The sequence below is a fragment of the Pseudomonas sp. C32 genome, assembly GCF_030417915.1.
Classification (GTDB): Bacteria; Pseudomonadota; Gammaproteobacteria; order Pseudomonadales; family Pseudomonadaceae; genus Aquipseudomonas.
In genome coordinates, this window is the sequence record NZ_JAUHUK010000007.1 from 196,889 (window position 1) to 221,499 (window position 24,611).

Consider the following 24,611-nt stretch of genomic DNA (forward strand, 5'->3'; position numbering starts at 1 on the left):
TGGCTTGCCAGCGAAGAGGCCAGAAAGATTGGTGCAAGGCTCAAGACCGCCTTCGCCGGCAAGCCGACTCCTACAAAAAAGGGGAACGTTCTTGAAGCGGGAATGATCTAGTCTCTGCAAGCCTCAGGGAGAGATCGCCATGTACCGTTTCTTCGAGCAACTCAGCTCGCGCATTGCCGCCCCGTTCATGGGCGAGCACTCGCGCAACAGCAAGGTCTGGCCCTGTCGTTGCGGGCAGTCGCTGTTCTTTCGCAACAGCCAGTGCCTGGCGTGTTCGGCAGCTTTGGGTTATCAGCCTGAACAGAGCCGTTTAACCTCGCTGCAACCGGGTGAGCTGGCGGATACCTGGGTGCTCGACGCCGACCCGCAGGCGGGTGTGTACCGCCGCTGTGCCAACCTCGATTCACCTGCCGCGTGCAACTGGCTGCTTCCTGCCGGTCTGCGCGAAACGCTGTGCATCGCCTGTCGCCTTAATCGCACCATTCCCGACCTGTCGATCACCGAAAACCACGAACGCTGGCGCAAGGTGGAAACCGCCAAGCGCCGGATGGTCGCGCAATTGATCACGCTGGGGCTGCCGGTCATTGCCAAAATCGATGACGAAGAAATCGGGCTGGCATTTGATTTCATCGGCGAAGACCTTGACGGAAAACCCCCGACCACCGGCCATGCCAATGGCTTGATCACCCTCGATATCAGGGAAGCTGACGACGCTCACCGCGAGCAGGTACGGGTGCAAATGCACGAACCGTATCGCACCTTGCTTGGGCATTTTCGCCATGAGGTCGGTCACTATTACTGGGATCGGCTGATCGCCAACAGCCATTGGCTTGAGCCGTTTCGCTGCTTGTTCGGTGACGAGCGCGCCAGTTACGCCGACGCACTCGAACGGCATTATCAACAAGGTGCACCGCTGGACTGGCAACAGCGCTACGTCAGCGCCTACGCCACCATGCATCCGTGGGAAGACTGGGCGGAAACCTGGGCGCATTACCTGCACATGATGGATGCGGTGGACACCGCACTGGGGTTCGGCATGAGTGCCCGGGAAATGGACTTCGACTACCAGCCGTTTACGCTAGAGACCCTCTACGATCCGCAGCATCCTGGCGGTGCGGCGTTCCTGTCGTTCGTCAATGCATGGATCGAGTTGGCCGGAATGCTCAACGAATTGTCACGCAGCATGGGCCAGCCGGACTTCTATCCATTCGTCCTGCCATCGGCGGTGATCGCCAGGCTGCACTTTATCCACCTGGTGATCCAGCAACAGGGCGGCAGGGCGGACGAGGTGCTGCAAGACTCGTAGAAGCTGGCGCAGGCTGCGATCTTTCCAGGCTGCGCATGTCCTTGACCTGATTCATGTTTTTTAATCTGTCTGGACGGTTGTAACTTCGCTTCAGATAGGTACAATGGCGCGGCTCGCCGACAGGTGAGCGTCGTTATGGTGACCCCATCGGTCCCCCCGCAACGATTACCCGTGAACCTGGTCAGAGCCGGAAGGCAGCAGCCACAGCGGGAACATTGTGTGCCGGGGTGTGGCTGGTGGGGTTACCACCTTAACGCCTTGTGAGTCCTCGCTCGCGCGTCTATCGAAACAATACTTTTAATCTGTCTGCCATGGATCCTGTCCAGCGGCGGTATTTTGCTGTGCGCGTTTTTTGTCGGCTGCTAAGGCCCAATCGCGACGCCGACCTGGGTAGCCAGGCTGATCAACAGCAGTGCCCCCCAAGGCTGACCGCATAAACGCTCAGTTAAAGGCCTGCAAATTACAGCTTGACCAGAATAGACGAGCACACCGGATGCAATTTGTGCCTTGCTCCGCTAGCATTAGCCGCTTCTGCTTCCTTCGCTGCGACGGTTTTCGATGAGTTATCAGGTTCTTGCACGTAAATGGCGTCCGCGCTCGTTCCGCGAAATGGTCGGCCAGACCCATGTGCTCAAGGCTCTGATCAATGCCTTGGACAGCCAGCGGCTGCATCACGCCTACTTGTTTACCGGTACGCGTGGGGTCGGCAAGACCACCATCGCACGGATCATCGCCAAATGCCTGAACTGTGAAACGGGTATTACGTCCACGCCGTGTGGCGAATGTTCGGTTTGTCGCGAGATCGATGAAGGCCGCTTCGTCGACCTGATCGAGATCGACGCCGCGAGCCGCACCAAGGTCGAAGACACCCGTGAGTTGCTCGATAACGTGCAATATGCCCCGAGCCGTGGGCGCTTCAAGGTCTACCTGATCGACGAAGTGCACATGCTCTCGAGCCATTCCTTCAACGCGCTGCTCAAAACCCTTGAGGAGCCGCCACCCTACGTCAAGTTCATCCTGGCGACCACTGATCCGCAGAAACTTCCCGCAACGATTCTGTCGCGTTGTCTGCAGTTCTCCCTGAAGAACATGACGCCGGAACGGGTGGTCGAGCATTTGACCCATGTGCTGGGTGTCGAGAACGTGCCGTTCGAAGACGATGCACTGTGGCTGCTGGGTCGTGCCGCCGACGGTTCGATGCGCGATGCCATGAGCCTGACCGACCAGGCCATCGCTTTCGGTGAAGGCAAGGTCATGGCCGCCGACGTGCGGGCGATGCTCGGTACGCTCGATCACGGTCAGGTCTACGACGTTTTGCACGCGTTGATCGAAGGTGACGCCAAGGCGTTGCTCGAAGCTGTCCGTCATCTGGCCGAACAAGGCCCGGACTGGAGCGGCGTGCTCTCGGAAATTCTCAACGTGCTGCATCGTGTCGCCATCGCCCAGGCCTTGCCTGAAGGCGTCGACAATGGTCACGGCGATCGTGACCGGGTGCTGGCGCTGGCTCAGGCGTTGCCGGCCGAAGACGTGCAGTTCTATTACCAGATGGGCTTGATCGGCCGCCGCGATTTGCCGCTGGCGCCGGACCCTCGCGGTGGTTTCGAAATGGTCCTGCTGCGGATGCTTGCATTCCGGCCCGCCGATACCGCCGACGCACCGAGACAGCCACTAAAGCCAGTGGGGATCAGCCAGGCCACGGTTGATTCCGCCAAATCAGTGGCTGCCTCACCGGTTATTGCGCCGGTGGCGGCTGCACCGGTGGCACCGTCTCCAGCGCCTGTGGTTGCGCCCGCACCGGTCCCTGAACCTGTGCCTGTGCCCGTTGCGCCGCAGGTTGTTGCTGAGCCAGAACCCGTCGAGGTCGAAGAAGTCATCGATCTGCCATGGAATGACCCGGTAGAGACCGCGCCCGTTCAGCAACCCGCCATTGAACCGGTGCTGGAAACCGCCAGCGAGCAACCCGAGCTGCCGCCGATGCCGCTGCCGACGCCGGACAGCGTGGTGCCGGAGGCGCCTGAGTGGGCTGCCGCGCCGATTCCCGAGCCATCGGTGGCCGAGGTCGATGCCGCGACGCCTGGCATGGATGCGGACGACGAGCCGCCGCTGGACGAGGACTACATCGAGCCGGACATGGATTCGGCTTACAGTTATCTGGATGACCTGGCCAGCGAACACGCCGCCGAGCCGGCACCGGAACCCGAGCCTGAACCTGCAGCGATGCCGGCCACCGGCCTGGCCCTGCAATGGCTGGAACTGTTTCCGAAACTGCCGATCTCCGGCATGACCGGCAGCATCGCCGCCAACTGCACGCTGATCTCGGTGGAAGGCGATAGCTGGCTGATGCACCTGGACCCGGCCCACAGCGCCTTGTTCAACGCCACTCAGCAGCGTCGCCTGAACGATGCGTTGAATCAGTATCATCAACGCACGCTGACCCTGAGCATCGAGCTGATCAAGCCTGAGCAGGAAACCCCGGCGCAAGCGGCTTCGCGCCGCCGCGCCAACCGTCAGCGCGAGGCGGAGGAATCGATCCACGGTGATCCGTTCATCCAGCAGATGATGCAGCAGTTCGGTGCGGTGGTCCGAAACGATACTATTGAACCTGTCGACGTCCTGGTCACTCAGGGCTAATAACTGAAGGCGCTCGGCCGAACAGGCCGGGCGCCGTTTTGATCCAAGTACTTTTGAGGTGATTCCCATGATGAAAGGTGGCATGGCCGGCCTGATGAAGCAGGCACAGCAGATGCAGGAAAAAATGGCCAAGATGCAGGAAGAACTGGCCAACGCCGAAGTCATCGGTAAGGCCGGTGGCGATATGGTCACTGTGGTCATGACCGGTCGTCACGACGTTAAAAGCGTGACCATCGACCCAAGCTTGGTAGAAGGCATGAGCGAAGACGACAAGGAAATGCTGGAAGCGGTCATCGCATCCGCCGTCAACGACGCCGTGCGCAAGATCGAAGCCAACAGCCAGGACAAAATGGGCAGCGTGACCGCTGGCATGCAACTGCCGCCAGGCATGAAACTGCCGTTCTGATTCGCTAAAACGCGTCGGATGGGCTACAAAAAAATGCCAGGCATTGCGCCTGGCATTTTTGTATCTGCATTTGGGATGACAGTCTCTGTGAGATCGCTTCGCGAGCAGGCTCGCTCCCACATTGGATTTGTATACGGCATAGATCCCATGTGGGAGCGAGCCTGCTCGCGATGGAGTCGACTCGGTTCCAGAAGAAACATCGAACGCCACACCGCCACAAAGGTCTGCTCCCCTATAGTCACTCATCGATCAAAGGAGACGCCACCATGTCCGACCCCATGACCCTCAATCAACGCATCGTCCTTGCCTCGCGCCCGGCAGGCGCGCCGACGCCGGAGAATTTTCGTCTGGAGCGGGTGGCGTTGCCGGACCTGGCCGATGGCGAGGTGCTGCTCAAGACCGTCTACCTGTCGCTGGATCCCTACATGCGTGGACGCATGAGTGATGCGCCGTCCTACGCCGCCCCGGTGGAAATCGGCGGGGTGATGACCGGTGGCGCTGTCAGCCGGGTCGAGCGTTCGCTCAATCCCAAGTTTCAGGAAGGCGATCTGGTCGTGGGCGCCACAGGCTGGCAGAGCCATAGCATCAATGACGGTCGCAGTATCATTCCCGTTCCGAACGGATTGCCCAGCGCCTCATTGGCCTTGGGTGTGCTGGGCATGCCGGGCATGACCGCCTACATGGGCCTGATGGACATCGGGCAGCCCAAGTCCGGTGAGACGCTGGTGGTCGCGGCAGCTTCCGGTGCTGTGGGTTCTGTGGTCGGCCAGGTAGCGAAGATCAAAGGCCTGCGGGTAGTCGGCGTGGCGGGTGGTGTGGACAAGTGCCGCTATGTGGTTGAGGACCTGGGCTTCGATGCCTGCATCGACCACAAGAGCCCGGACTTCGCCGATGAACTGGCGCAGGCGTGCCCCAAGGGCATCGATATCTACTACGAAAACGTCGGCGGCAAGGTGTTCGATGCGGTGGTGCCATTGCTCAACCCCAAGGCACGGATTCCGCTGTGTGGTTTGATCGCTTCCTACAACGCCCATGAAGCGCCGAGCGGTCCGGATCGTCTGCCACTGTTGCAGCGCACGCTGTTGACCAAGCGTGTGCGAATCCAGGGTTTTATCGTGTTCGACGATTACGGTGACCGTCAGCCGGAGTTCATCAGCGCAATGGCGCCATGGGTGCGTGATGGCAAGGTGAAGTTCCGCGAAGACGTGGTCGACGGTCTGGAGAACGCTCCCGAGGCATTCATCGGCCTGCTGGAAGGACGCAACTTCGGCAAGCTGGTGGTGCGCGTCGCCCAGGACTGATTGACGCTCATTCGAGGCGCGGGTATAAACCGCGTCTCGTTGTTTTGTCGGACTTTTCCACCATGAGCTTCAGCCCTTTGATTCGCCAACTGATCGACGCCCTGCGAATTCTGCCTGGTGTGGGTCAGAAAACTGCCCAGCGCATGGCATTGCAGTTGCTCGAACGTGATCGCAGCGGTGGCTCGCGACTGGCGCTGGCGTTGAGCCAGGCCATGGAAGGGGTCGGTCACTGCCGATTGTGTCGCACGTTGACCGAAGATGACCTTTGCCCGCAATGCGCCGACACTCGTCGCGACGACACCGTGCTTTGCGTAGTGGAAGGCCCGATGGACGTCTATGCGGTCGAACAGACCGGTTTCCGTGGGCGCTACTTCGTGCTCAAGGGTCACCTGTCGCCACTGGACGGGCTGGGGCCAGACGCTATCGGTATCCCACAGCTGATGGCGCGGATCGAAGAGGCCGGTACATTTGCCGAAGTCATTCTCGCGACCAACCCGACTGTGGAAGGCGAGGCGACGGCGCATTACATCGCCCAATTGCTCAGCAGCAAAGGCCTGATTGCATCGCGCATCGCCCATGGCGTGCCGCTGGGTGGTGAGCTGGAGCTGGTGGATGGCGGGACGTTGGCGCATTCGTTTGCGGGGCGTAAGCCGATCAGTCTCTGACTAAAGCAAAAGATCGCAGCCTCCGATCTTTTGATACTCGGATTCATTGCTTGAAAACCAAGCAAGCGCTCGGTTAACTTCGCTGAACCCTTCAGTGGAGCTCGCCGATGCCTGCCTTTCAGGAATACTTCGATCCCAGCCACCAATTGGTCCGCGACAGCGTCAGGCGTTTCGTCGAGCGCGAAATTCTTCCGGACATCGACCAGTGGGAAGAAGCTGAAGGCTTCCCCCGTGAGCTCTACCTCAAGGCTGGCGCCGCAGGGATTCTCGGCATCGGCTACCCGGAGGCGCTGGGCGGCAGCCATGAAGGCGATCTGTTCGCCAAGGTCGCCGCCAGCGAAGAGCTGATGCGTTGTGGCTCTGGAGGCCTGGTGGCAGGCCTCGGATCGCTCGATATCGGTTTACCGCCGATTCTCAAATGGGCCAGACCTGACGTTCGTGAGCGTGTGGTGCCACAGGTGCTGGCCGGCGAGAAGATCAGCGCCCTGGCGGTCACCGAGCCCGGTGGCGGCTCCGATGTCGCCAACCTGCAAACCCGTGCCGTGCGTGACGGCGATTTCTATCGGGTCAGTGGCAGTAAAACCTTTATTACCAGCGGCGTCCGTGCGGATTACTACACCGTCGCGGTGCGAACCGGTGAGCCGGGTTTTGCTGGCATCAGTCTGTTATTGATCGAGAAGGGCACTCCCGGATTCACCGTGGGGCGGCCGTTGAAGAAAATGGGCTGGTGGGCGTCGGACACGGCCGAACTGTTTTTCGACGATTGCCGGGTACCCGCAGCAAACCTGATCGGTGCCGAGAACATGGGGTTCGCCTGCATCATGGGCAACTTTCAGAGTGAACGGCTGGCCTTGGCGCTGATGGCCAACATGACTGCGCAGCTTGCTCTGGAAGAGAGCCTGAAATGGGCCAGAGAGCGTGAAGCCTTCGGCAAACCCATCGGCAAGTTTCAAGTGATCAAGCATCGCCTTGCCGAAATGGCCACGGCGCTGGAGGTGTCCCGGGAGTTCACTTACCGGCAGGCGGCGAAAATGGCGGCAGGTCAGAGTGTGATCAAGGAGATTTCCATGGCCAAGAATTTCGCGACGGACACGGCGGACCGGATCGTCAACGATGCGGTGCAGATTCTGGGCGGTTTGGGTTACATGCGTGAAAACCTGGTGGAGCGGCTGTATCGCGATAACCGGATTCTGTCCATCGGGGGCGGGACGCGGGAAGTGATGAACGAGATCATCAGCAAGCAGATGGGGCTTTGAGTTTTGCAGTGCGGCGACCGACGCCATCGCTGGCAAGCCAGCTCCTACAAGACGCGCTCGACTGTAGGAGCCGGCTTGCCGGCGAGGCGTCAGTACAGGCGCCGCTTACTTGTCGGTAAGGGCAAACTGCGTCAGGCAGAACGTCGGAATGCCCATGTCTTCCAGACGCTGCGAACCACCCAGCTCTGGCAGATCAATGATTGCCGCCGCCTCATGCACCCGCGCGCCCATGCGGCGGATCAGGTTGGCCGCGGCAATCAGCGTGCCGCCGGTGGCGATCAGGTCATCGAACATCACTACCGAATCACCTTCGCACAGGCTGTCAGCGTGCACCTCCAGGAAGGCCTCACCGTATTCGGTCGCGTAACCCTCGGCCAGCACGTCGGCGGGCAGCTTGCCTTGTTTGCGGAACAGCACCAGCGGCTTGTTCAGTTGATAGGCCAATACCGAACCGATCAGGAAGCCGCGGGCATCCATGGCGCCGATGTGGGTGAAGTCAGCCTCGACGTAACGATGGGCGAAACTGTCCATCACCAGGCGCAGGGCTTTCGGCGACTGGAACAGGGGGGTGATGTCGCGAAAGATCACGCCCGGTTTCGGGAAGTCGATGACAGGGCGGATGAGGGATTTGATGTCGAAGGAGTCGAAGACCATCGTCGAGGTGTCCTGGCAGGCTGCAAACGACGCAGTATAACGGCGGCTGAGCCGTTTCGCTCAGCCGCAATGGTTTGTATCAGCTTTCCAGCGAACCACCGGCCAGCGCGCACAGCTGGATCGGGTCAAGGATGTGTATTTCCTTGCCTTCGGCCGCGATCAGTTCGTTCTGCTGGAATCGGGTAAAGACGCGGGACACCGTCTCGACGGCCAGGCCCAGGTAGTTGCCGATTTCGTTGCGCGACATACTCAGGCGGAACTGATTGGCCGAAAACCCTCGCGCACGGAAGCGGGCCGAGAGATTGACCAGGAACGTGGCGATGCGTTCGTCGGCGGTTTTTTTCGACAGCAGCAGCATCATCTGCTGATCATCGCGGATTTCACGGCTCATCACGCGCATCAACTGACGACGCAGTTGCGGCAGTTGCAGGGCCAGTTCATCGAGGCGCTCGAACGGGATTTCACACACGGAAGTGGTTTCCAGCGCCTGGGCAGACACTGGATGTTTTTCCGTGTCCATGCCCGACAGACCGACCAGTTCGCTGGGCAGGTGGAAGCCGGTGAGCTGTTCTTCACCGGTGTCGCTCAGGCTGAAGGTTTTGAGCGCGCCGGAACGGACGGCGTAGACAGAATCGAAGGTATCGCCCTGACGAAACAGAAATTCGCCCTTTTTCAGCGGCCGGCCACGTTTGACGATTTCGTCCAGTGCATCCATGTCTTCCAGATTCAACGAAAGTGGCAGGCACAGAGGGGCCAGGCTGCAATCCTTGCAGTGGGCCTGATTGTGTGTGCGCAGTTTTACTGGCTCGGACATTTCTTCAATCCTTGTGGGAAATCACACATAAGGCGTAAGGGTAACCCACCCAAGGATATCGAGGCCAGTCTGTGGCGCTTGCTTGCAGAATTAGATTACCCGTGAAAAACGTTGGCGACTGTGTTGCTCCAGGTACGCGTCGAAGACCATGCACACCGATCGCGCCAACAGCCGGCCGGCGGGCAGGATGGTGATTCTGTCGCGATCCAGCTCGATCAACCCGTCCTTGGCCATTTCCTGCAACTGGGGCCAGAGTTCACCGAAATAACCCTGGAAGTCGATGTTGAACGCCTGCTCGATGTCGGAAAATTCCAGGTTGAAGTGGCACATCAGTTGCTGAATGACTGCGCGCCGCAAACGGTCGTCGGCATTGCACAGCAGTCCGCGGCTGGTGGCCAGCTGCGACGAGGCGAGGGCGTTCTGGTATTGGTTCAGGTCGCTGTTGTTCTGGCAATACAGGTCGCCGATCTGGCTGATCGCCGATACGCCGAGGCCGATCAGGTCGCAATGACCGTGGGTGGTGTAGCCCTGGAAGTTGCGTTGCAGGGTTGATTCTTCCTGGGCGATCGCCAGCTCATCGTCGGGCAGGGCGAAATGGTCCATGCCGATGTAGCGGTAACCGGCAGCGGTCAGTTGTTCGATGGTGCGTTGCAGCATTTCCAGTTTCTGGCTGGGCGTCGGCAGCTCGTCGCTGTTGATGCGCCGTTGCGGCATGAAGCGTTCCGGCAGGTGCGCGTAGTTGAACACCGACAACCGGTCCGGTTGCAGACTGATCACTTCTTCGACGGTACGGGCAAAATTATCCGGCGTCTGTCTCGGCAGGCCGTAGATCAAGTCAATGTTGATCGAGCGAAACTGCAAGGTGCGAGCAGCGTCGATCACCGCGCGGGTTTCTTCCAGGCTTTGCAGGCGATTGACCGCTCGCTGCACGGCCGGATCAAGGTCTTGCACGCCGATGCTGACCCGGTTGAAACCCAGTTCGCGCAACAGGCCCATGGTCGACCAGTCGGCCTCGCGAGGGTCGATTTCGATGCCGTAGTCGCCGGAGTCGTCGTCCAGCAAGTTGAAGTGCTTGCGCAGGTGCGCCATCAACTGACGCAGTTCGTCGTGGCTGAGAAAGGTTGGCGTGCCGCCACCGAAGTGCAGTTGCTCGACTTTTTGCGTGGGGTCGAGGTGGCAGGCGATCAACTGGATTTCGTGCTCCAGACGTTGCAGGTAAGGCAGTGCGCGGCCGCGGTCCTTGGTGACGACTTTGTTGCAGCCGCAGTAGTAGCAAATGTTCGCGCAAAACGGCACGTGCACATACAGCGACAGCGGACGCAGGGCCTTGCGGCTGTCGCGCAAGGCGTGGAACAGATCGAAGGTGCCGACCTGGCTGTGGAATTGCACGGCAGTGGGGTATGAGGTGTAGCGGGGTCCCGCCAGGTCATAACGGCGGATCAGATCGGTGTCCCAACGAATGGCGTCGAGCATCATGCGGGCATTCCCCCGGATAGGCTGGCAATGCTGCTCACTTTATGCGCAGGCGGGTGAGGGCATCTTGATTTGCATCAAGAGTGGTTATTGGCTGTGATGGGTTTTTGTGGCGAGGGAGCTTGCTCCCGCTGGGGCGCGTAGCGGCCCCAAAGAGATGGGCCTGCTGCGCAGCCCAACGGGGACAAGCCCCCTCACCACAATCAGTGCCCCATCAACCAATGCTGATGTGGGCCTGGCAATGTCCAGATGCCGAACAGCATCACCAGCAACCCACCGGTCATGCGCACGCTGCGTTTGCGCAACAGTGCCGTCACCCTTTCGGCGGCAAGGCCTGTCGCCAGCAACACCGGCCACGTGCCGAGCCCGAACGCGAGCATCAACAACGCGCTGTCCAGCGCATTGCCCTGGCTGGCTGACCACAACAGGGTGCTGTAAACCAGGCCGCAAGGCAGCCAACCCCACAGAGCGCCCAGCAACAGTGCGCGGGGAATGCTTGAGACTGGCAGCAACTTGTTGGCCACGGGCTGGATGTGTCGCCACAGCCCGCGACCAAGGCTTTCGATGCGGGTCAGTCCACTCCACCATCCGGCGAGGTACAGGCCCATGGCGATCAATAGCAGTCCGGCGAGAACGCGCAGGAACATCGCCGCCGGACTGTTGGCCAGCGCCCAGCCTGCCAGACCGATCAACAATCCGGCGGTGGCATAACTCAGAATTCGTCCCAGGTTGTAGGCCAGCAGCAGGCGAAAGCGCCGACTGCGCTGTTCCTTGGGGATCGCCAGGGTCAAGGCGCCCATCAAACCGCCGCACATGCCAAGGCAATGGCCGCCGCCGAGCAAACCGAGGATCACCGCCGACACCAGCAGTGGCGCCAGTTCAAGCATGGGGCGGTGCCTTGTCGTCCGGTTTGGCCGGGTGACCGCTGGCCTCATCGACGGCAGCGGTGTGCTTCGGGTCCTGGTCGTCGAACAGGATGCTGTGGGCCGGGCCGTCGAGGTCGTCGTACTGGCCGCTGTCGACCGCCCAGAAGAAGATGTAGACGGCGATGGCCACGATCAGCAGTGCGGCCGGGATCATCACGTAAAGAGCTGGCATCTGGACTCCATGCCCGCGCGGCTCAGGCCGGCAACGGACGGGTTTCTGGCGTGGCCTGGGTTACCGGCGCACTCGGCAGGCGAGTCAGGCGCAGGGCGTTCAGTACCACGGTCAACGAACTGATGGACATGCCGACCGCAGCCCACACTGGCGTGATCCAGCCGAGGGCCGCGAACGGCAACATGAGGCCATTGTACAGCGCGGCCCAAAGAAGGTTCTCGATGATGACCCGACGGGTGCGCCGTGCCAGGCTGAACGCTTGCACCAGGGCATCGAGACGGTTGGACAACAGCACGGCGTCGGCGCTGGTTTTCGCCAGGTCGGTGGCCGAACCCATGGCAACGCTGATGTCGGCAGCCGCCAGCACCGGCACATCGTTGACCCCGTCGCCGAGCATCAACACCTTGCGACCTTCCTTGTGCAGCTGTTGCAGGACTTGCAGTTTGTCGTCCGGGCGCAATCCGCCCCGAGCTTCATCAATGCCGAGCTCGGCGGCGACACTGGCGACCATCGGCGAACTGTCGCCAGAAAGCAGCAGCGTACGCCAGCCACGCGCCTTGCACGCCGCCAGCAGTGCGGGGGCGTCGGCACGCAAGCGGTCATCGAGAACGAACCACGCCAGTGGACCGTGGCTATCGCCGAGCAGCAGCCATTGGCCCGCTTCGTCCGGCATCGCTGGTTCGTCGGCGCCGCTGAGTTCGCAGACAAAACCGGGTTGGCCGATACGCAGGCGTTGCCCGTCCACCAGGCCTTCGAGGCCCAGCCCCGGCGTGCTGTGAACTTCTTCGGCGGCCGTTGGCGCGCGGCCGAACGCACGGGCAATCGGGTGTTCTGAGCGGTTTTCCAGCGCGGCGGCCAGACTCAGGCACTGATCGCTGTCGAGTGCGCCGAGTGGCCGGATGGCGCGCAGTGCCAGGCGACCTTCGGTCAGGGTGCCGGTCTTGTCGAAAATCACTGTGTCGATCTGGTTCAGGCCTTCGAGCACATGGCCACGAGTCAGCAATAAACCGAGTTTGTGCAGGGTGCCGGTAGCGGCTGTGAGGGCGGTCGGCGTGGCCAGCGACAACGCGCACGGACAGGTCGCGACCAGCATGGCCAACACAATCCAGAATGCCCGCGAGGCATCCAGTTCCCACCACAACAGGCCAATGGCGGCAGCGGCAATCAGCGACAACAACAGAAACCATTGCGCGGCGCGGTCGGCGATTTCCGCCAGTCGTGGTTTTTCCGCCTGAGCGCGATCCAGCAAGCGGACGATGGCCGACAGGCGTGTGTCCTGGCCGAGCGCCTGGACCTCGACCGTCAGAGCGCCTTCTACGTTCAGGGTGCCGGCAGTGACCGAGTCACCGAGGGTCCGAGGCTGCGGCAGGTATTCGCCAGTCAGCAGTGACTCGTCGACACTGGATTGGCCATCGATGATCTTGCCGTCGGCCGGCAGAATGGCGCCCGGATGCACCAGCACCTGATCTCCCACGCGCAATTCGCTGAGCAGGATGCGCTCGCTCTGGCCGTCGGAGCTCAGGCGCAGGCACGAGGCGGGCAGCAGATTCACCAGTTGCGCCGTGGCGGCGGCGGTGCGTTCACGGGCGCGACGCTCCAGGTAGCGCCCGGCCAGCAGGAACAGCGCGAACATGCCCACGGCGTCGAAATACAGCTCGCCGACCCCGGTGATCGAGGTCCAGATCCCCGCAATGTAGGCGCTGCCGATGGCCAGCGACACCGAAACGTCCATCGTGAGATGGCGGGTGCGCAAGTCGCGCATGGCGCCCTTGAAGAACGGCGCGCAGCTGTAGAACACAATCGGCGTGGTGAGGAACAGCGCGACCCAGCGCAGGATCGTGTGCAATTCCGGGCTGAGGTCGATGTTGAATTCCGGCCAGGTGGCCATGGTCGCCATCATCGCCTGGAACCACAACAACCCGGCCACCCCGAGTTGACGCAGGGCCAGGCGGTTTTCGCTGGCCAGTTGTTCACTGGCGCGGTCGGCCTGGTAGGGGTGGGCGGCGTAACCGATGTGACGCAGCTCGCTGAGGATCTGGCTCAGGGGGAGTTGCGCGTCGGTCCAGCGTACATGCAGGCGATGGTTGGACAGGTTCAAGCGTGCTTCGGCGACGGCCGGCAAGGTGCGCAGGTGCTTCTCGATCAGCCAGCCGCAGGCGGCGCAACTGATGCCTTCCATCAGCAGGGTGGTTTCAGCGAGTTCGCCTTCGTGGCGGACAAAGGGCTTTTGCACGTCGGCGCGGTCGTACAGCGCCAGCTCGTCCACCAGTTGCACCGGCAATGCCTGTGGGTTGGCCGAGGCTTCGCTGCGGTGCTGATAATAGCTTTCCAGGCCGCCGGCAACAATGGCTTCGGCCACGGCCTGGCAACCCGGGCAGCAGAATTCGCGGGCCTGCCCGAACACGACGGCGGTGAAGCGGCTGCCGGCCGGGACGGGCAGGGCGCAGTGGTAGCAGGGGGTTGGGGTGGTCATGAAGTGGAGTCTACATCGTTCAGGAGGGCCTCATCGCCGGCAAGCCGGCTCCTACAGAGTTCGCGTGATTCTGTAGGAGCCGGCTTGCCGGCGATGCGCGAAGCGCGGCTTTATTTCTTCAGGTCTTCGGCGCCCTGAAGGGGTTCGTCACCGAGCAACAGATCCTTGTCATGGCTGACCAGCTCTTCTTCGAACATGCGCCAGATATGGTCGTCCTGGGTACCGAGCAATTCGATAAAGCGACGGCCTTCGATCTTGTCGCTCAACTGGCCGATGTAACGGCCCTGTTCGGTTTCACTGCGGGTCAGGATGATCTTGCGATCCTTCTCTGGCTGGGTCGGCGAAATCAGGTTGAGTTCCAGGGTTTTGGGCTGGCTGTTGCCGCTCAGGTGCAGGTCGACTTCGCCGGTCACGCCATCCAGGTGCACGCTGGCGCGCATCAGCAGGGTCTGTGCCAGCAGTTCACGGTCGAGGGAGCGGTTGATGCCTTTGCCGGCTTCGTAATAGTTGTCGTTGACCAGGTTGTCCGGGTTATTCACCGCAATGGTCACCATGGACAAGGTCAGGGTCACCGAGCAGGCCAGGATCCCGATGATGATCCACGGCCAGAGGTGCTTGTACCAGGGACTTGCGGCAGTTGCTGCGGGCATGATCAGTTCTCTTAACGATTTTGTGGGCCGATGAACCGGCTCTTGGCTTCAATGTGGACGCTGTCGTCATCGGCATCCTTGAGGATGAATTTCACCTCGTTGGTGCTCGACGGCAGTTTTTCCGGTGCGACCGACAACTCGGCAGGCTGGCTGACAATCTCGCCGGCCGCGACCTTGATCTCGCGCCGGCCCTGCATTTTGAGATCCGGCAGGCCCGAGGCTTCGAGGATGTAGGTGTGGTCGCGCTGGTCCTTGTTCATGATTTTCAGGCTGTAGACGTTTTCGATCCGGCCTTCGGCGTTCTCGCGGTACAGCACGCGGTCCTTGCTGACGTCGAAACCCACCAGCGAACGCATGACGAAGGCCGTGGCCAGCAAACTGATCATCGCCAGCAACACCACGGCATAGCCGATCAGGCGCGGACGCAGTTTATGGGTTTTCTGCCCGGACAGGTTGTGTTCGGTGGTGTAGCTGATGAGGCCGCGCGGGTATTCCATCTTGTCCATGATCGCGTCGCAGGCATCGATGCAGGCGGCGCAACCGATGCATTCGATTTGCAGGCCGTCACGGATGTCGATACCGGTCGGGCAGACCTGGACGCACATGGTGCAATCGATGCAATCACCCAGGCCCTGGGCCTTGTAGTCGATGCCTTTCTTGCGCGGGCCACGGCTTTCGCCACGGCGCGGGTCGTAGGACACGATCAGGGTGTCCTTGTCGAACATCACGCTCTGGAAGCGTGCGTACGGACACATGTAGATGCACACCTGCTCACGCAGCCAGCCCGCGTTGCCATAGGTGGCGAGGGTGAAGAAACCGACCCAGAAGTACGACCAGCCATCGGCCTGGCCGGTGAAGAATTCGATCACCAGTTCGCGGATCGGCGAGAAATAGCCGACGAAGGTCATGCCGGTCACGAAGCCGATCAGCAGCCACATTGTGTGCTTGCTGAGCTTGCGCACTATCTTGTTGGCGCTCATGGGCGCCTTGTCGAGTTTGATGCGCTGGTTGCGGTCGCCTTCGGTGACCTTTTCGCACCACATGAAGATCCAGGTCCACACACTTTGCGGGCAGGTGTAGCCACACCAGACCCGCCCGGCGTACACCGTGATGAAGAACAGGCCAAACGCGGCGATGATCAGCATGCCGGACAGCAGGATGAAGTCCTGGGGCCAGAAGGTTGCACCGAAGATGAAGAACTTGCGCTCCGGCAGGTTCCACCAGACGGCTTGATGGCCACCCCAGTTCAGCCAGACCGTACCGAAGTACAGCAGAAACAGCACGGCACCACCCGTCATCCGCAGGTTGCGGAACAGGCCGGTGAAGGCGCGGGTGTAGATTTTTTCCCGAGAGGCGTAGAGATCGACGCTGTTGTTCGCGTTCTTGTTGGGTGGAGTGACGTCGTGTACCGGAATCTGGTTGCTCATCAGTTGCATCCCACGGCAGTGGAAAAATTGCCCCGGCCAGTACGTGCCAACCGCGGTCAAAAAGGGGGCTTACAGTGGCGCAATGATACGCCTGTCGCTCTAGCTCGCGGGTGCGACCTTTGGTCGCGTTGGGGAAAAACAATGGATGGTGTAGCAGATGTAACAAAACATGATGCAGGTCAATTGACTTGTCGAGTATAGCCGTCGAACCGCAGGTAACGACGCCAATCAGGTATCCATTGGCGTCGCTGGACGTCTTACCTGACGGCGATGGTATGGCGGGCGACAGGATTGCGCCAATCGTTGTCGGCGACGACATTGACCGTCAGTTGTGTTCTGTCGTCAGAGATCTTTGCGTACAACCAGGTTTTTCGGGCTGCCGAGCCACTCGTGAACAGCGGCACATCGCCGTAGATATAGTTGGGCGGGTACATTCCGTGCTGCTTGTTCGCATCGGAGGAGAACACGGCGGTGACGCCATAATCATCAATCAGCTTTTTGAAACGAATGATTTCAGTCTCCCTGGTTGGCCAGTGAAACGCCTGGTGCAAATTCAGCAGAATGATTTTTCCTTGTGAGCGCGCCTGCCGCAGATCACGTTCCAGCCAGTCTAGGGACGGAGTGATTTCGTAAGCTGTCGTGTTGAATAAGGACTGCGTGGAAAAATTCACCGAATAGGTTGGCTGGTTATGCAACTGAATCAGGTGAACATCACCGAAGTCCCGGGAGTAAGCGAGGCTTCCATACCAGGTTTTCGTCAGACCGGAGGCCTGGGCCGCAAGGTCCATGTTCTGGACCTTTCCCCAGTAACGTTCCTTGAGGTCATCGACACTGCCGGCCGCGCAACTGGAACAACTACCGGCATTGAAGTTGTAATCGTGATTGCCCAAGCCGTAGTCGTAGACGTTGTTCAGTGTCTTCTGCAACACCGTTTTGATGTAGGCGCGCTCACTGGATTGGCCTGTGCTGGTCAGGTCGCCGTTGATCATGACGGGAACGGCGGCATGCCCGCCCGATTGCATGCGGAAATCGGCAATGCTGGTGTATTGCGCATCGATCAGCCATCGGGAGCGGGTCTCCGTATCGGCGGTGGATTCTGATTCGCCGTTGTCGGAAGTTTCACTGGAAGGGTATTTCGGGCTCGCAGCAAATACGATGTGGGCAGGAGGTGTATCTGCGGCAAATGAATGCATGATCGATACGCCGTAGGCAAACAACAAGACGGGTAAAAATTTCAAATTGATTGGGTTTTTCATGGAAATCCTTTTCTATGAATAATGGGTTTTTATTTCTGATATTCCGCGGATTTGACTGTAGGGGTGTGCGCTTGCAGGCGCTAGGGTGTGTTGTGTTTGTATTGATAGTGTTTGTTTCGGTGTGGCGTTCGATAAATGTTTTATTAATTGAAAGCCAGTTCCAGGTGGAAATGAAAACGGCCCCGTCAGTTACCTGGCGGGGCCGTTTTTTGTTGCTTCAAGCGTTTGCCTTATTTGGCATCTTCCGCCGCAGCTTTCTCACCGTGAGACAGGCTGTAGACGTAAGCGGCCAGCAGGTGAACCTTGTCGTTACCTTGCATGGCTTCTTGCGCAGGCATCTGGCCCTGACGGCCGTAACGGATGGTCTGCTGCAGTTGAGCGAAGCTCGAACCGTAGATGAACGCGCCCGGGTGAGTCAGGTCAGGTGCGCCCATGGCCGGAGTGCCTTTGCCTTGTGGGCCGTGGCACGCGACGCAGTTGGCAGCGAACAGCTTCTGGCCGGCAACCGGATCAGCCTTGGCGCCTTCAGGCAGCTTGCGCCCATCGAGGTTGGTCAGGACAAACGCAGACACGTCGGCAACGCCTTGCTCGCCGATCACTTCAGCCCACGCCGGCATGACCGCGTGGCGGCCACCCAAGATGGTGGTCTTGATGGCTTGTGCGTCGCCGCCCCAGCGCCAGTCGGCGTCGGTCAGGTTAGGGAAGCCATAAGCGCCCTTGGCGTCGGAACCGTGGCAAACCGAGCAGTTGGAGGCGAACAGGCGGCCACCCATCTTCAAGGCTTGCGGATCCTTGGCCACTTCTTCGATTGGCATGGCAGCGAATTTGGCGAAGATCGGACCGAACTTGGCGTCCGACTTGGCCATTTCCTTTTCCCACTCGTGAACGCCAGTCCAGCCGCTCTGGCCGTTGGCGAACGGGGTCTGCTTCTCGTTATCGAGGTAGCCGTAACCCGGCAGCAGGCCTTTCCAGTTACCCAGGCCCGGATACAGCGCCAGGTAGCCCAGTGCGAAGATGATGGTGCCGACGAACAGCATGAACCACCATTTCGGCAGCGGGTTGTCGTACTCCTCGATCCCGTCGAAGGAGTGGCCAACCGTCTCATCTGTCTGTTCGCTGCGCTGCCCCTTACGGGTCGACAGCAGCAGCCAGGTCAGGGCGAAGATGGTACCCAGACTGAGGACTGTGACGTACAGACTCCAGAACGTAGTCATTCTTTGTTACTCCTAGAAGCTTGCTCGACGTGCTTGATGGCTTCGGGATCATCCGCGAAAGGCAGCAAGGTCGCGTCTTCAAACTCCGACTTGCGCTTGGGGCTGAATACCCACAGCGCCAGACCGATGAAGGCCACCATCACAACAACGGTGCCCAGGCCACGAATCATCCCGATATCCATCTAAATCACCGTTTGCTTTTGATGATGGTGCCCAGGCCTTGCAGATAGGCCACCAGCGCGTCCATTTCGGTTTTGCCCTTCACAGCATCCTTGGCACCGGCGATGTCTTCGTCGGTGTAAGGGACGCCGAGCGTGCGCAAGACTTCCATTTTCTTGGCGGTGTCTTTGCCGTCGAGCTTGTTTTCCACGAGGAACGGGTAGGCCGGCATTTTCGACTCAGGCACCACGTTGCGCGGGTTGTACAAGTGCGCACGCTGCCAGTCATCGGAGTAACGACCGCCGACACGGGCCAGGTCCGGACCGGTACGCTTGGAACCCCACAGGAACGGGTGGTCCCAGACGCTTTCACCGGCGACCGAGTAGTGGCCGTAGCGTTCGGTTTCAGCACGGAACGGACGGATCATCTGCGAGTGGCAGCCGACACAACCGTTGGCGATGTAAACGTCCCGGCCTTCCAGTTCAAGGGCGGTGCGAGGCTTCATGCCTTCGACCGGCTTGTTGGTGACATCCTGGAAAAACAGCGGAACGATCTGGGTCAGGCCGCCGATGCTGACGGCGATGACCATGAAGAAGGCCAGCAGGCCAATATTCTTCTCGACTGCTTCATGCTTCATCAGTGAGCTCCAACTACGGCAATCTGTTCGGCGGCTTTGGCATCAGCCGGGTTCGAGGCACGTACGGTGCGGAATACGTTGTAGGCCATGAACAGCATGCCGGCGGCGAAGAATGCACCGCCCAGGGCACGGACGATGAAGCCCGGGTGGCTGGCTTGCAGCGCTTCGACGAACGAGTAGGTGAGGGTGCCGTCATCGTTGATTGCACGCCACATCAGGCCCTGGGTAATGCCGTTGACCCACATCGAAGCGATGTAGAGCACGGTACCGATGGTCGCGAGCCAGAAGTGGGTGTTGATCAGGCCGGTGCTGTGCATCTGCGCACGACCGAACAGTTTCGGGATCATGTGGTAGACCGCGCCGATCGAGATCATCGCAACCCAGCCCAAGGCGCCGGCGTGTACGTGGCCGATGGTCCAGTCGGTGTAGTGCGACAGGGAGTTCACGGTCTTGATCGCCATCATCGGACCTTCGAAGGTCGACATGCCGTAGAACGCCAGGGACACCACCAGGAAGCGCAGGATCGGGTCGGTGCGCAGCTTATGCCAGGCGCCCGACAGGGTCATCATGCCGTTGATCATGCCGCCCCAGCTCGGAGCCAGCAGGATGATCGACATCGCCATGCCCAGGGACTGAGCCCAATCCGGCAGAGCGGTGTAGTGCAGGTGGTGCGGACCGGCCCAGATGTACAGGGTGATCAGCGCCCAGAAGTGCACGATGGACAGGCGATAGGAGTAGATCGGACGTTCGGCCTGTTTCGGCACGAAGTAGTACATCATCCCCAGGAAGCCGGTGGTCAGGAAGAAGCCCACGGCGTTGTGGCCGTACCACCACTGGATCATCGCGTCAGTCGCACCGGCGTAGGCCGAGTAGGACTTGAACAGGCTGACCGGCAGCGATATGTGGTTGACGATGTGCAGCATCGCAGTCACGAGGATGAAGGCACCGTAGAACCAGTTACCGACATAGATGTGCTTGGTCTTGCGCTTGACGATGGTGCCGAAGAACACCAAAGCGTAGGTAACCCAGACAATGGCCAGCAGGATAGCCAGGGGCCATTCCAGTTCGGCGTATTCCTTGCTGGTGGTGTAACCCAGCGGCAAGGAGATACCAGCACCGACGATCACCGCTTGCCATCCCCAGAAGGTGAAGGCCGCGAGGCTGTCGGAAATCAGTCGCGTTTGGCAGGTTCGCTGCACGACGTAATAAGAAGTGGCAAACAGTGCACATCCACCGAAGGCGAAAATCACCAGGTTGGTGTGCAACGGGCGCAGGCGTCCAAAGCTCGTCCATGGCAGACCGAAGTTCAACTCCGGCCAGACCAGTTGCGAGGCGATGAAGACACCGAGCCCCATGCCAAGGATCCCCCAGACCACCGTCATGATGGCGAACTGGCGGACTACCTTATAGTTATAAGCAGTCGGACTGATTGCTGTGCTCATTCTAAGGTTCCACGGTTTGGGTGTTTTATTAGGATTAAAAATCGGCCGCAAGTATGGAGAAAGCAGGGGGTCATTGCAACGCGCCATGACGTGGGTCAATGCTTTCAAATGCTGATTCTGCGGCCTTTCCATGCGCCGCGTAAGGACAAAATTGCCCAAGGGCAAAATGTCTTCGCGGAGGAAATAGGCGAGGGGTTCAGGTCGCATGTAACGGGGTGTGTTCAAACGCAACGGCCGGTTGACCGACGGCAATTGGCGCGATAGCCGGTATTCCCGGCCTTTGCGGCCTGTCATCGGGCAGAAGCATCGAACACATCGGTTAAGGTCGACCTGCAACCGGTGCTCGCCGGTCCGCATCGGAGCAAGCTTAGACCCGAATCCGGTGAACCGAAAGGAAGATGCAATGAGGGTGCGACAATGCGTCGCAAAGGGAGGGGGAGCTGCCGCATCCAGATGAATGCGGCAGTAGAGCGGTCAGGATTTATTCGGCTTTGTCCTCCGCCAGCAAATGCTCGGAACCGGCAGCGTGAGACAAGCTGTAAACGTAGGCAGCCAGCAACTGCACCTTATCGTTGCCGAGCAGTTCGTTCTGCGCCGGCATATGGCCCTGACGGCCATGACGAATCGTTTGTTCAAGCTGCGTCAGGCCGGTGCCGTAGATGAAACCGCCCGGGTGCGTCAGTTTTGGCGCGCCCATCGCTTCAGTGCCCTGGCCTTTGGCCCCGTGACAAGCGACGCACGTGGTGTTGAACGCCTGCTGGCCTGCTTGCAGGTCAGCCTTGCTGTCGGCAGGCAGCGGCAGGCCGGCCAGGTCATGGCGAACATAGGCGGCAACGTTCTTGACGCCGTCTTCACCGAGGATTTCACCCCAGGCCGGCATGGCGGCCACCCGCCCACCCATAATGGTGGTCTTGATGGTTTCCGGACTACCGCCCCAGCGCCAGTCGCTGTCGGTCAGGTTGGGGAAGCCGTATGCACCCTTGGCATCCGAGCCGTGGCACACCGAGCAGTTGGAGGCGAACAGGCGGCCGCCCATTTTCAGCGCTTGCGGGTCTTTGGCGACTTCTTCCAGGGGCATGGCGGAGAATTTGGCGAAGATCGGCCCGAACTTCGCGTCGGCCTTGGCCATTTCCTTTTCCCACTCGTGCACGCCGGTCCAGCCGTTTTCATAACCGGGGAGGATGCCTTTCCAGTTGCCCAGGCCCGGATAAAGGATCAGGTAACCGACGGCAAACACCAGGGTGCCCACGAACAGCATGAACCACCATTGCGGCAATGGATTGTCGTACTCCTCGATGCCGTCGAAGCTGTGGCCCATGGTCTGGTCGACACTGCCCTTGGTTTCGCCCTTGCGGGTGCTGAGCAGCAGCCAGGTCAGGCCGATCAGGCTGCCGATGGTCAGTACGCAGATCCACGTACTCCAGAAGGTGGTCATGACCGGGTACTCCTTGTCGCAGGTTGTTCAGTGGTGTCGGGTTGCGGCTCGTCGGCGAAGGGCAGCAGGCGTGCTTCGGCGAATTCCGGGCCGCGCTTGCCGTTGAACACCCAAAGGGTCAGGCCTATGAACGCGACGAACACGACGACGGTGCCAAGGCCGCGGATCATGCCGGTGCTCAATTCAAACATTGCTCACCTCTTGCTCTTGATGGCAGTGCCGAGCACTTGCAGGTAGGCGACCAGGGCATCCATCTCGCTTTTGCCCCTGAGCGAAGCGACGGCGCCGCTGATGTCTTCGTCGGTGTACGGCACGCCCAAAGTGCGCATGGCCTTGATCTTGGTTTCGGTATGACTGCTGTCGACCGGGTTGGCCACCAGCCATGGGTAGGCCGGCATCTTCGACTCGGGCACGACGTTGCGCGGGTTGTACAAGTGCGCGCGGTGCCAGTCATCGGAGTAGCGCGCGCCGACACGGGCCAGGTCCGGACCGGTGCGTTTCGAGCCCCACAGGAACGGGTGATCCCAGACGCTTTCGCCGGCCACCGAGTAGTGGCCGTAGCGCTCGGTCTCGGCGCGGAACGGCCGGATCATCTGCGAGTGACAGCCGACGCAGCCTTCGCGGATATAGATATCGCGACCTTCCAATTGCAGCGCGGTGTAGGGCTTCATGCCTTCCACCGGTTTATTGGTTACGTCCTGGAAGAACAGCGGGACGATCTGGGTCAGACCGCCAATGCTCACCGCCAGGATCATCAGCAGCAGTAACAGGCCGACGTTTTTCTCGATAGTTTCGTGTTTCATGGCGGACTCCTCAGACCATCTGCGCGGCAGCGGCGGCTTCGGCAGGCTGCGAGGCCCGCACGGTGCGCCAGGTGTTGTAGGCCATCAGGAACATGCCGCTGAGGAAGATCGCGCCGCCCACCAGTCGCACGACGAAGCCAGGGTGGCTGGCCACCAGCGTCTCGACGAAGGAGTAGGTCAGCGTGCCGTCTTCGTTCACTGCACGCCACATCAGGCCCTGGGCGATGCCGTTGACCCACATCGAGGCGATGTACAGAACGGTGCCGATGGTGGCGAGCCAGAAGTGCGCGTTGATCAGGCCGATGCTGTGCATCTGCTCGCGACCGAAGACTTTCGGGATCATGTGATACAGCGCGCCGATGGAAATCATCGCCACCCAGCCGAGCGCACCGGCGTGTACGTGGCCGATGGTCCAGTCGGTGTAGTGGGAGAGGGCGTTCACGGTCTTGATCGCCATCATCGGCCCTTCGAAGGTCGACATGCCGTAGAACGCCAGCGACACCACGAGGAAGCGCAGGATCGGGTCGCTGCGCAACTTATGCCAGGCGCCCGACAAGGTCATCATGCCGTTGATCATGCCGCCCCAGCTCGGTGCCAGCAGGACCAGCGACATCACCATGCCCAGCGATTGCGCCCAGTCTGGCAGCGCGGTGTAGTGCAAGTGGTGCGGACCGGCCCAGATGTACAGGGTGATCAGCGCCCAGAAGTGCACGATCGACAGGCGATAGGAGTACACCGGACGCTCGGCCTGTTTCGGCACGAAGTAGTACATCATCCCGAGGAAACCGGCGGTGAGGAAAAAGCCCACGGCGTTGTGCCCGTACCACCACTGCACCATCGCGTCGGTGGCGCCTGAGTAGAGCGAGTAGGACTTGGTGAAGCTGACCGGCAGTTCCATGTTGTTGACGATATGCAGGATCGCCACGGTGACGATGAACGCGCCAAAGAACCAGTTACCCACATAAATGTGCTTGGTCTTGCGCTTCATGATCGTGCCGAAGAACACGACGGCGTAGGCGACCCAGACGATGGTGATCAGGATGTCGATCGGCCATTCCAGCTCGGCGTATTCCTTGGAACTGGTGTAGCCCAGCGGCAGGCTGATCGCTGCCAATAGAATCACCAGTTGCCAGCCCCAGAAGCAGAACGCGGCGATTTTCGGCGCGAACAGTTGAGTCTGGCAGGTGCGTTGCACCGAATAAAACGAACTGGCGAACAGTGCGCAGCCGCCAAAGGCGAAGATCACCGCATTGGTGTGCAGCGGGCGCAAGCGGCCGAAGCTGGTCCACGGCAAATTGAAGTTGAGTTCGGGCCAGACCAACTGGGCCGCGAGAAAAACCCCGAGCCCCATGCCGACGATGCCCCACACCACCGTCATAATGGCGAATTGGCGGACCACCTTGTAGTTGTAGGCGGTACTGATAGAAGTGTTCATGGTTCCCCATCCACGGTTCAGCCGAAGTGAGCGCAAACGGCGCATCCTTCGCCTGGAGTTATAGGCAGACTAAAAG

Annotated in this window: 23 protein-coding genes and 1 other RNA gene; 7 read left to right on the forward strand and 17 right to left on the reverse strand. The window is 60.3% G+C overall.

Annotated elements, in window-relative coordinates; translation table 11 throughout:
* The first annotated feature begins 139 nt into the window (after positions 1-139).
* From QYH43_RS10555 to QYH43_RS10585, 7 genes are all read left to right on the forward strand, one after another.
* Positions 140-1,306, forward strand: coding sequence for a putative zinc-binding metallopeptidase (locus QYH43_RS10555; RefSeq protein WP_301157026.1), 1,167 nt, complete (start codon positions 140-142; stop codon positions 1,304-1,306).
* Positions 1,307-1,451: 145 nt separating this feature from the next.
* An RNA gene (ffs, locus tag QYH43_RS10560) (signal recognition particle sRNA small type) lies at positions 1,452-1,548 on the forward strand.
* A gap of 316 nt (positions 1,549-1,864) precedes the next feature.
* Positions 1,865-3,937, forward strand: a complete 2,073-nt coding sequence (gene dnaX / locus QYH43_RS10565) for a DNA polymerase III subunit gamma/tau (RefSeq protein WP_095059405.1) — start codon at positions 1,865-1,867, stop codon at positions 3,935-3,937.
* Between the two features lie 67 nt (positions 3,938-4,004).
* Positions 4,005-4,343, forward strand: a complete 339-nt coding sequence (locus QYH43_RS10570; RefSeq protein ID WP_095059406.1) for a YbaB/EbfC family nucleoid-associated protein — start codon at positions 4,005-4,007, stop codon at positions 4,341-4,343.
* Positions 4,344-4,609: 266 nt separating this feature from the next.
* Positions 4,610-5,644: an NADP-dependent oxidoreductase gene (locus tag QYH43_RS10575; RefSeq protein WP_301157027.1), complete on the forward strand. Its 1,035-nt coding sequence runs from the start codon at positions 4,610-4,612 to the stop codon at positions 5,642-5,644.
* Positions 5,645-5,706: 62 nt separating this feature from the next.
* Positions 5,707-6,309, forward strand: coding sequence for a recombination mediator RecR (gene recR / locus QYH43_RS10580; protein ID WP_095059408.1), 603 nt, complete (start codon positions 5,707-5,709; stop codon positions 6,307-6,309).
* Between the two features lie 107 nt (positions 6,310-6,416).
* On the forward strand, positions 6,417-7,565 hold the full coding sequence (locus QYH43_RS10585; RefSeq protein WP_095059409.1) for an acyl-CoA dehydrogenase family protein: 1,149 nt from the start codon (positions 6,417-6,419) through the stop codon (positions 7,563-7,565).
* 105 nt (positions 7,566-7,670) lie between these two features.
* Here the strand turns inward: QYH43_RS10585 and QYH43_RS10590 are convergent, their stop codons facing one another.
* The 17 genes from QYH43_RS10590 to ccoN (QYH43_RS10670) all read right to left on the reverse strand — a co-directional run bounded on the left by QYH43_RS10590 (position 7,671) and on the right by ccoN (QYH43_RS10670) (position 24,535).
* Positions 7,671-8,219 (reverse strand): adenine phosphoribosyltransferase, encoded by a 549-nt coding sequence (locus tag QYH43_RS10590; protein WP_003223345.1) that lies wholly within the window; start codon positions 8,217-8,219, stop codon positions 7,671-7,673.
* A gap of 79 nt (positions 8,220-8,298) precedes the next feature.
* Positions 8,299-9,033: a fumarate/nitrate reduction transcriptional regulator Fnr gene (gene fnr / locus QYH43_RS10595; RefSeq protein ID WP_095059410.1), complete on the reverse strand. Its 735-nt coding sequence runs from the start codon at positions 9,031-9,033 to the stop codon at positions 8,299-8,301.
* 90 nt (positions 9,034-9,123) lie between these two features.
* On the reverse strand, positions 9,124-10,506 hold the full coding sequence (gene hemN, locus QYH43_RS10600; protein ID WP_095059441.1) for an oxygen-independent coproporphyrinogen III oxidase: 1,383 nt from the start codon (positions 10,504-10,506) through the stop codon (positions 9,124-9,126).
* Positions 10,507-10,709: 203 nt separating this feature from the next.
* Positions 10,710-11,393 carry a sulfite exporter TauE/SafE family protein gene (locus QYH43_RS10605; protein ID WP_095059411.1) on the reverse strand — a complete coding sequence of 228 codons (684 nt, stop codon included), beginning with the start codon at positions 11,391-11,393 and terminating at the stop codon, positions 10,710-10,712.
* Positions 11,386-11,604 (reverse strand): cbb3-type cytochrome oxidase assembly protein CcoS, encoded by a 219-nt coding sequence (gene ccoS / locus QYH43_RS10610; RefSeq protein ID WP_019579896.1) that lies wholly within the window; start codon positions 11,602-11,604, stop codon positions 11,386-11,388. The genes QYH43_RS10605 and ccoS overlap by 8 nt, the downstream gene beginning before the upstream one ends.
* Positions 11,605-11,626: 22 nt before the next feature.
* Complete coding sequence (locus QYH43_RS10615) at positions 11,627-14,077, reverse strand: heavy metal translocating P-type ATPase (RefSeq protein WP_095059412.1); 2,451 nt, start codon at positions 14,075-14,077, stop codon at positions 11,627-11,629.
* Positions 14,078-14,187: 110 nt separating this feature from the next.
* Positions 14,188-14,727, reverse strand: coding sequence for a FixH family protein (locus tag QYH43_RS10620; RefSeq protein ID WP_095152677.1), 540 nt, complete (start codon positions 14,725-14,727; stop codon positions 14,188-14,190).
* Between the two features lie 11 nt (positions 14,728-14,738).
* Positions 14,739-16,154: a cytochrome c oxidase accessory protein CcoG gene (gene ccoG, locus QYH43_RS10625; RefSeq protein ID WP_095059414.1), complete on the reverse strand. Its 1,416-nt coding sequence runs from the start codon at positions 16,152-16,154 to the stop codon at positions 14,739-14,741.
* A gap of 257 nt (positions 16,155-16,411) precedes the next feature.
* Positions 16,412-17,410, reverse strand: a complete 999-nt coding sequence (locus tag QYH43_RS10630) for a metallophosphoesterase (protein WP_301157028.1) — start codon at positions 17,408-17,410, stop codon at positions 16,412-16,414.
* Between the two features lie 230 nt (positions 17,411-17,640).
* The gene (ccoP, locus tag QYH43_RS10635; RefSeq protein WP_095059415.1) at positions 17,641-18,624 is read right to left on the reverse strand and encodes a cytochrome-c oxidase, cbb3-type subunit III; all 984 of its coding nucleotides are present in this window, start codon (positions 18,622-18,624) and stop codon (positions 17,641-17,643) included.
* The gene (locus QYH43_RS10640; RefSeq protein WP_003175465.1) at positions 18,621-18,806 is read right to left on the reverse strand and encodes a CcoQ/FixQ family Cbb3-type cytochrome c oxidase assembly chaperone; all 186 of its coding nucleotides are present in this window, start codon (positions 18,804-18,806) and stop codon (positions 18,621-18,623) included. The genes ccoP (QYH43_RS10635) and QYH43_RS10640 overlap by 4 nt, the downstream gene beginning before the upstream one ends.
* A 5-nt stretch (positions 18,807-18,811) precedes the next feature.
* Positions 18,812-19,420, reverse strand: coding sequence for a cytochrome-c oxidase, cbb3-type subunit II (gene ccoO, locus QYH43_RS10645; RefSeq protein WP_009042961.1), 609 nt, complete (start codon positions 19,418-19,420; stop codon positions 18,812-18,814).
* Positions 19,420-20,862, reverse strand: a complete 1,443-nt coding sequence (gene ccoN / locus QYH43_RS10650) for a cytochrome-c oxidase, cbb3-type subunit I (protein WP_095059416.1) — start codon at positions 20,860-20,862, stop codon at positions 19,420-19,422. The genes ccoO (QYH43_RS10645) and ccoN (QYH43_RS10650) overlap by 1 nt, the downstream gene beginning before the upstream one ends.
* Before the next feature lie 481 nt (positions 20,863-21,343).
* The gene (ccoP, locus tag QYH43_RS10655; protein ID WP_095059417.1) at positions 21,344-22,297 is read right to left on the reverse strand and encodes a cytochrome-c oxidase, cbb3-type subunit III; all 954 of its coding nucleotides are present in this window, start codon (positions 22,295-22,297) and stop codon (positions 21,344-21,346) included.
* Positions 22,294-22,488, reverse strand: a complete 195-nt coding sequence (locus QYH43_RS10660) for a cbb3-type cytochrome c oxidase subunit 3 (RefSeq protein ID WP_095059418.1) — start codon at positions 22,486-22,488, stop codon at positions 22,294-22,296. The genes ccoP (QYH43_RS10655) and QYH43_RS10660 overlap by 4 nt, the downstream gene beginning before the upstream one ends.
* Before the next feature lie 3 nt (positions 22,489-22,491).
* The gene (gene ccoO, locus QYH43_RS10665; RefSeq protein ID WP_301157029.1) at positions 22,492-23,100 is read right to left on the reverse strand and encodes a cytochrome-c oxidase, cbb3-type subunit II; all 609 of its coding nucleotides are present in this window, start codon (positions 23,098-23,100) and stop codon (positions 22,492-22,494) included.
* Positions 23,101-23,110: 10 nt separating this feature from the next.
* On the reverse strand, positions 23,111-24,535 hold the full coding sequence (gene ccoN / locus QYH43_RS10670; protein WP_095059419.1) for a cytochrome-c oxidase, cbb3-type subunit I: 1,425 nt from the start codon (positions 24,533-24,535) through the stop codon (positions 23,111-23,113).
* Between the last annotated feature and the right edge of the window lie 76 nt (positions 24,536-24,611).

Bases quoted from the DNA above. Each gene is read 5' to 3' on its own strand.
- QYH43_RS10555 (WP_301157026.1), top strand. From the start codon at position 140: ATGTACCGTTTCTTCGAGCAACTCAGCTCGCGCATTGCCGCCCCGTTC.
- dnaX (WP_095059405.1), top strand. From the start codon at position 1,865: ATGAGTTATCAGGTTCTTGCACGTAAATGGCGTCCGCGCTCGTTCCGC.
- QYH43_RS10570 (WP_095059406.1), top strand. From the start codon at position 4,005: ATGATGAAAGGTGGCATGGCCGGCCTGATGAAGCAGGCACAGCAGATG.
- QYH43_RS10575 (WP_301157027.1), top strand. From the start codon at position 4,610: ATGTCCGACCCCATGACCCTCAATCAACGCATCGTCCTTGCCTCGCGC.
- recR (WP_095059408.1), top strand. From the start codon at position 5,707: ATGAGCTTCAGCCCTTTGATTCGCCAACTGATCGACGCCCTGCGAATT.
- QYH43_RS10585 (WP_095059409.1), top strand. From the start codon at position 6,417: ATGCCTGCCTTTCAGGAATACTTCGATCCCAGCCACCAATTGGTCCGC.
- QYH43_RS10590 (WP_003223345.1), bottom strand. From the start codon at position 8,219: ATGGTCTTCGACTCCTTCGACATCAAATCCCTCATCCGCCCTGTCATC.
- fnr (WP_095059410.1), bottom strand. From the start codon at position 9,033: ATGTCCGAGCCAGTAAAACTGCGCACACACAATCAGGCCCACTGCAAG.
- hemN (WP_095059441.1), bottom strand. From the start codon at position 10,506: ATGCTCGACGCCATTCGTTGGGACACCGATCTGATCCGCCGTTATGAC.
- QYH43_RS10605 (WP_095059411.1), bottom strand. From the start codon at position 11,393: ATGCTTGAACTGGCGCCACTGCTGGTGTCGGCGGTGATCCTCGGTTTG.
- ccoS (WP_019579896.1), bottom strand. From the start codon at position 11,604: ATGCCAGCTCTTTACGTGATGATCCCGGCCGCACTGCTGATCGTGGCC.
- QYH43_RS10615 (WP_095059412.1), bottom strand. From the start codon at position 14,077: ATGACCACCCCAACCCCCTGCTACCACTGCGCCCTGCCCGTCCCGGCC.
- QYH43_RS10620 (WP_095152677.1), bottom strand. From the start codon at position 14,727: ATGCCCGCAGCAACTGCCGCAAGTCCCTGGTACAAGCACCTCTGGCCG.
- ccoG (WP_095059414.1), bottom strand. From the start codon at position 16,154: ATGAGCAACCAGATTCCGGTACACGACGTCACTCCACCCAACAAGAAC.
- QYH43_RS10630 (WP_301157028.1), bottom strand. From the start codon at position 17,410: ATGAAAAACCCAATCAATTTGAAATTTTTACCCGTCTTGTTGTTTGCC.
- ccoP (WP_095059415.1), bottom strand. From the start codon at position 18,624: ATGACTACGTTCTGGAGTCTGTACGTCACAGTCCTCAGTCTGGGTACC.
- QYH43_RS10640 (WP_003175465.1), bottom strand. From the start codon at position 18,806: ATGGATATCGGGATGATTCGTGGCCTGGGCACCGTTGTTGTGATGGTG.
- ccoO (WP_009042961.1), bottom strand. From the start codon at position 19,420: ATGAAGCATGAAGCAGTCGAGAAGAATATTGGCCTGCTGGCCTTCTTC.
- ccoN (WP_095059416.1), bottom strand. From the start codon at position 20,862: ATGAGCACAGCAATCAGTCCGACTGCTTATAACTATAAGGTAGTCCGC.
- ccoP (WP_095059417.1), bottom strand. From the start codon at position 22,297: ATGACCACCTTCTGGAGTACGTGGATCTGCGTACTGACCATCGGCAGC.
- QYH43_RS10660 (WP_095059418.1), bottom strand. From the start codon at position 22,488: ATGTTTGAATTGAGCACCGGCATGATCCGCGGCCTTGGCACCGTCGTC.
- ccoO (WP_301157029.1), bottom strand. From the start codon at position 23,100: ATGAAACACGAAACTATCGAGAAAAACGTCGGCCTGTTACTGCTGCTG.
- ccoN (WP_095059419.1), bottom strand. From the start codon at position 24,535: ATGAACACTTCTATCAGTACCGCCTACAACTACAAGGTGGTCCGCCAA.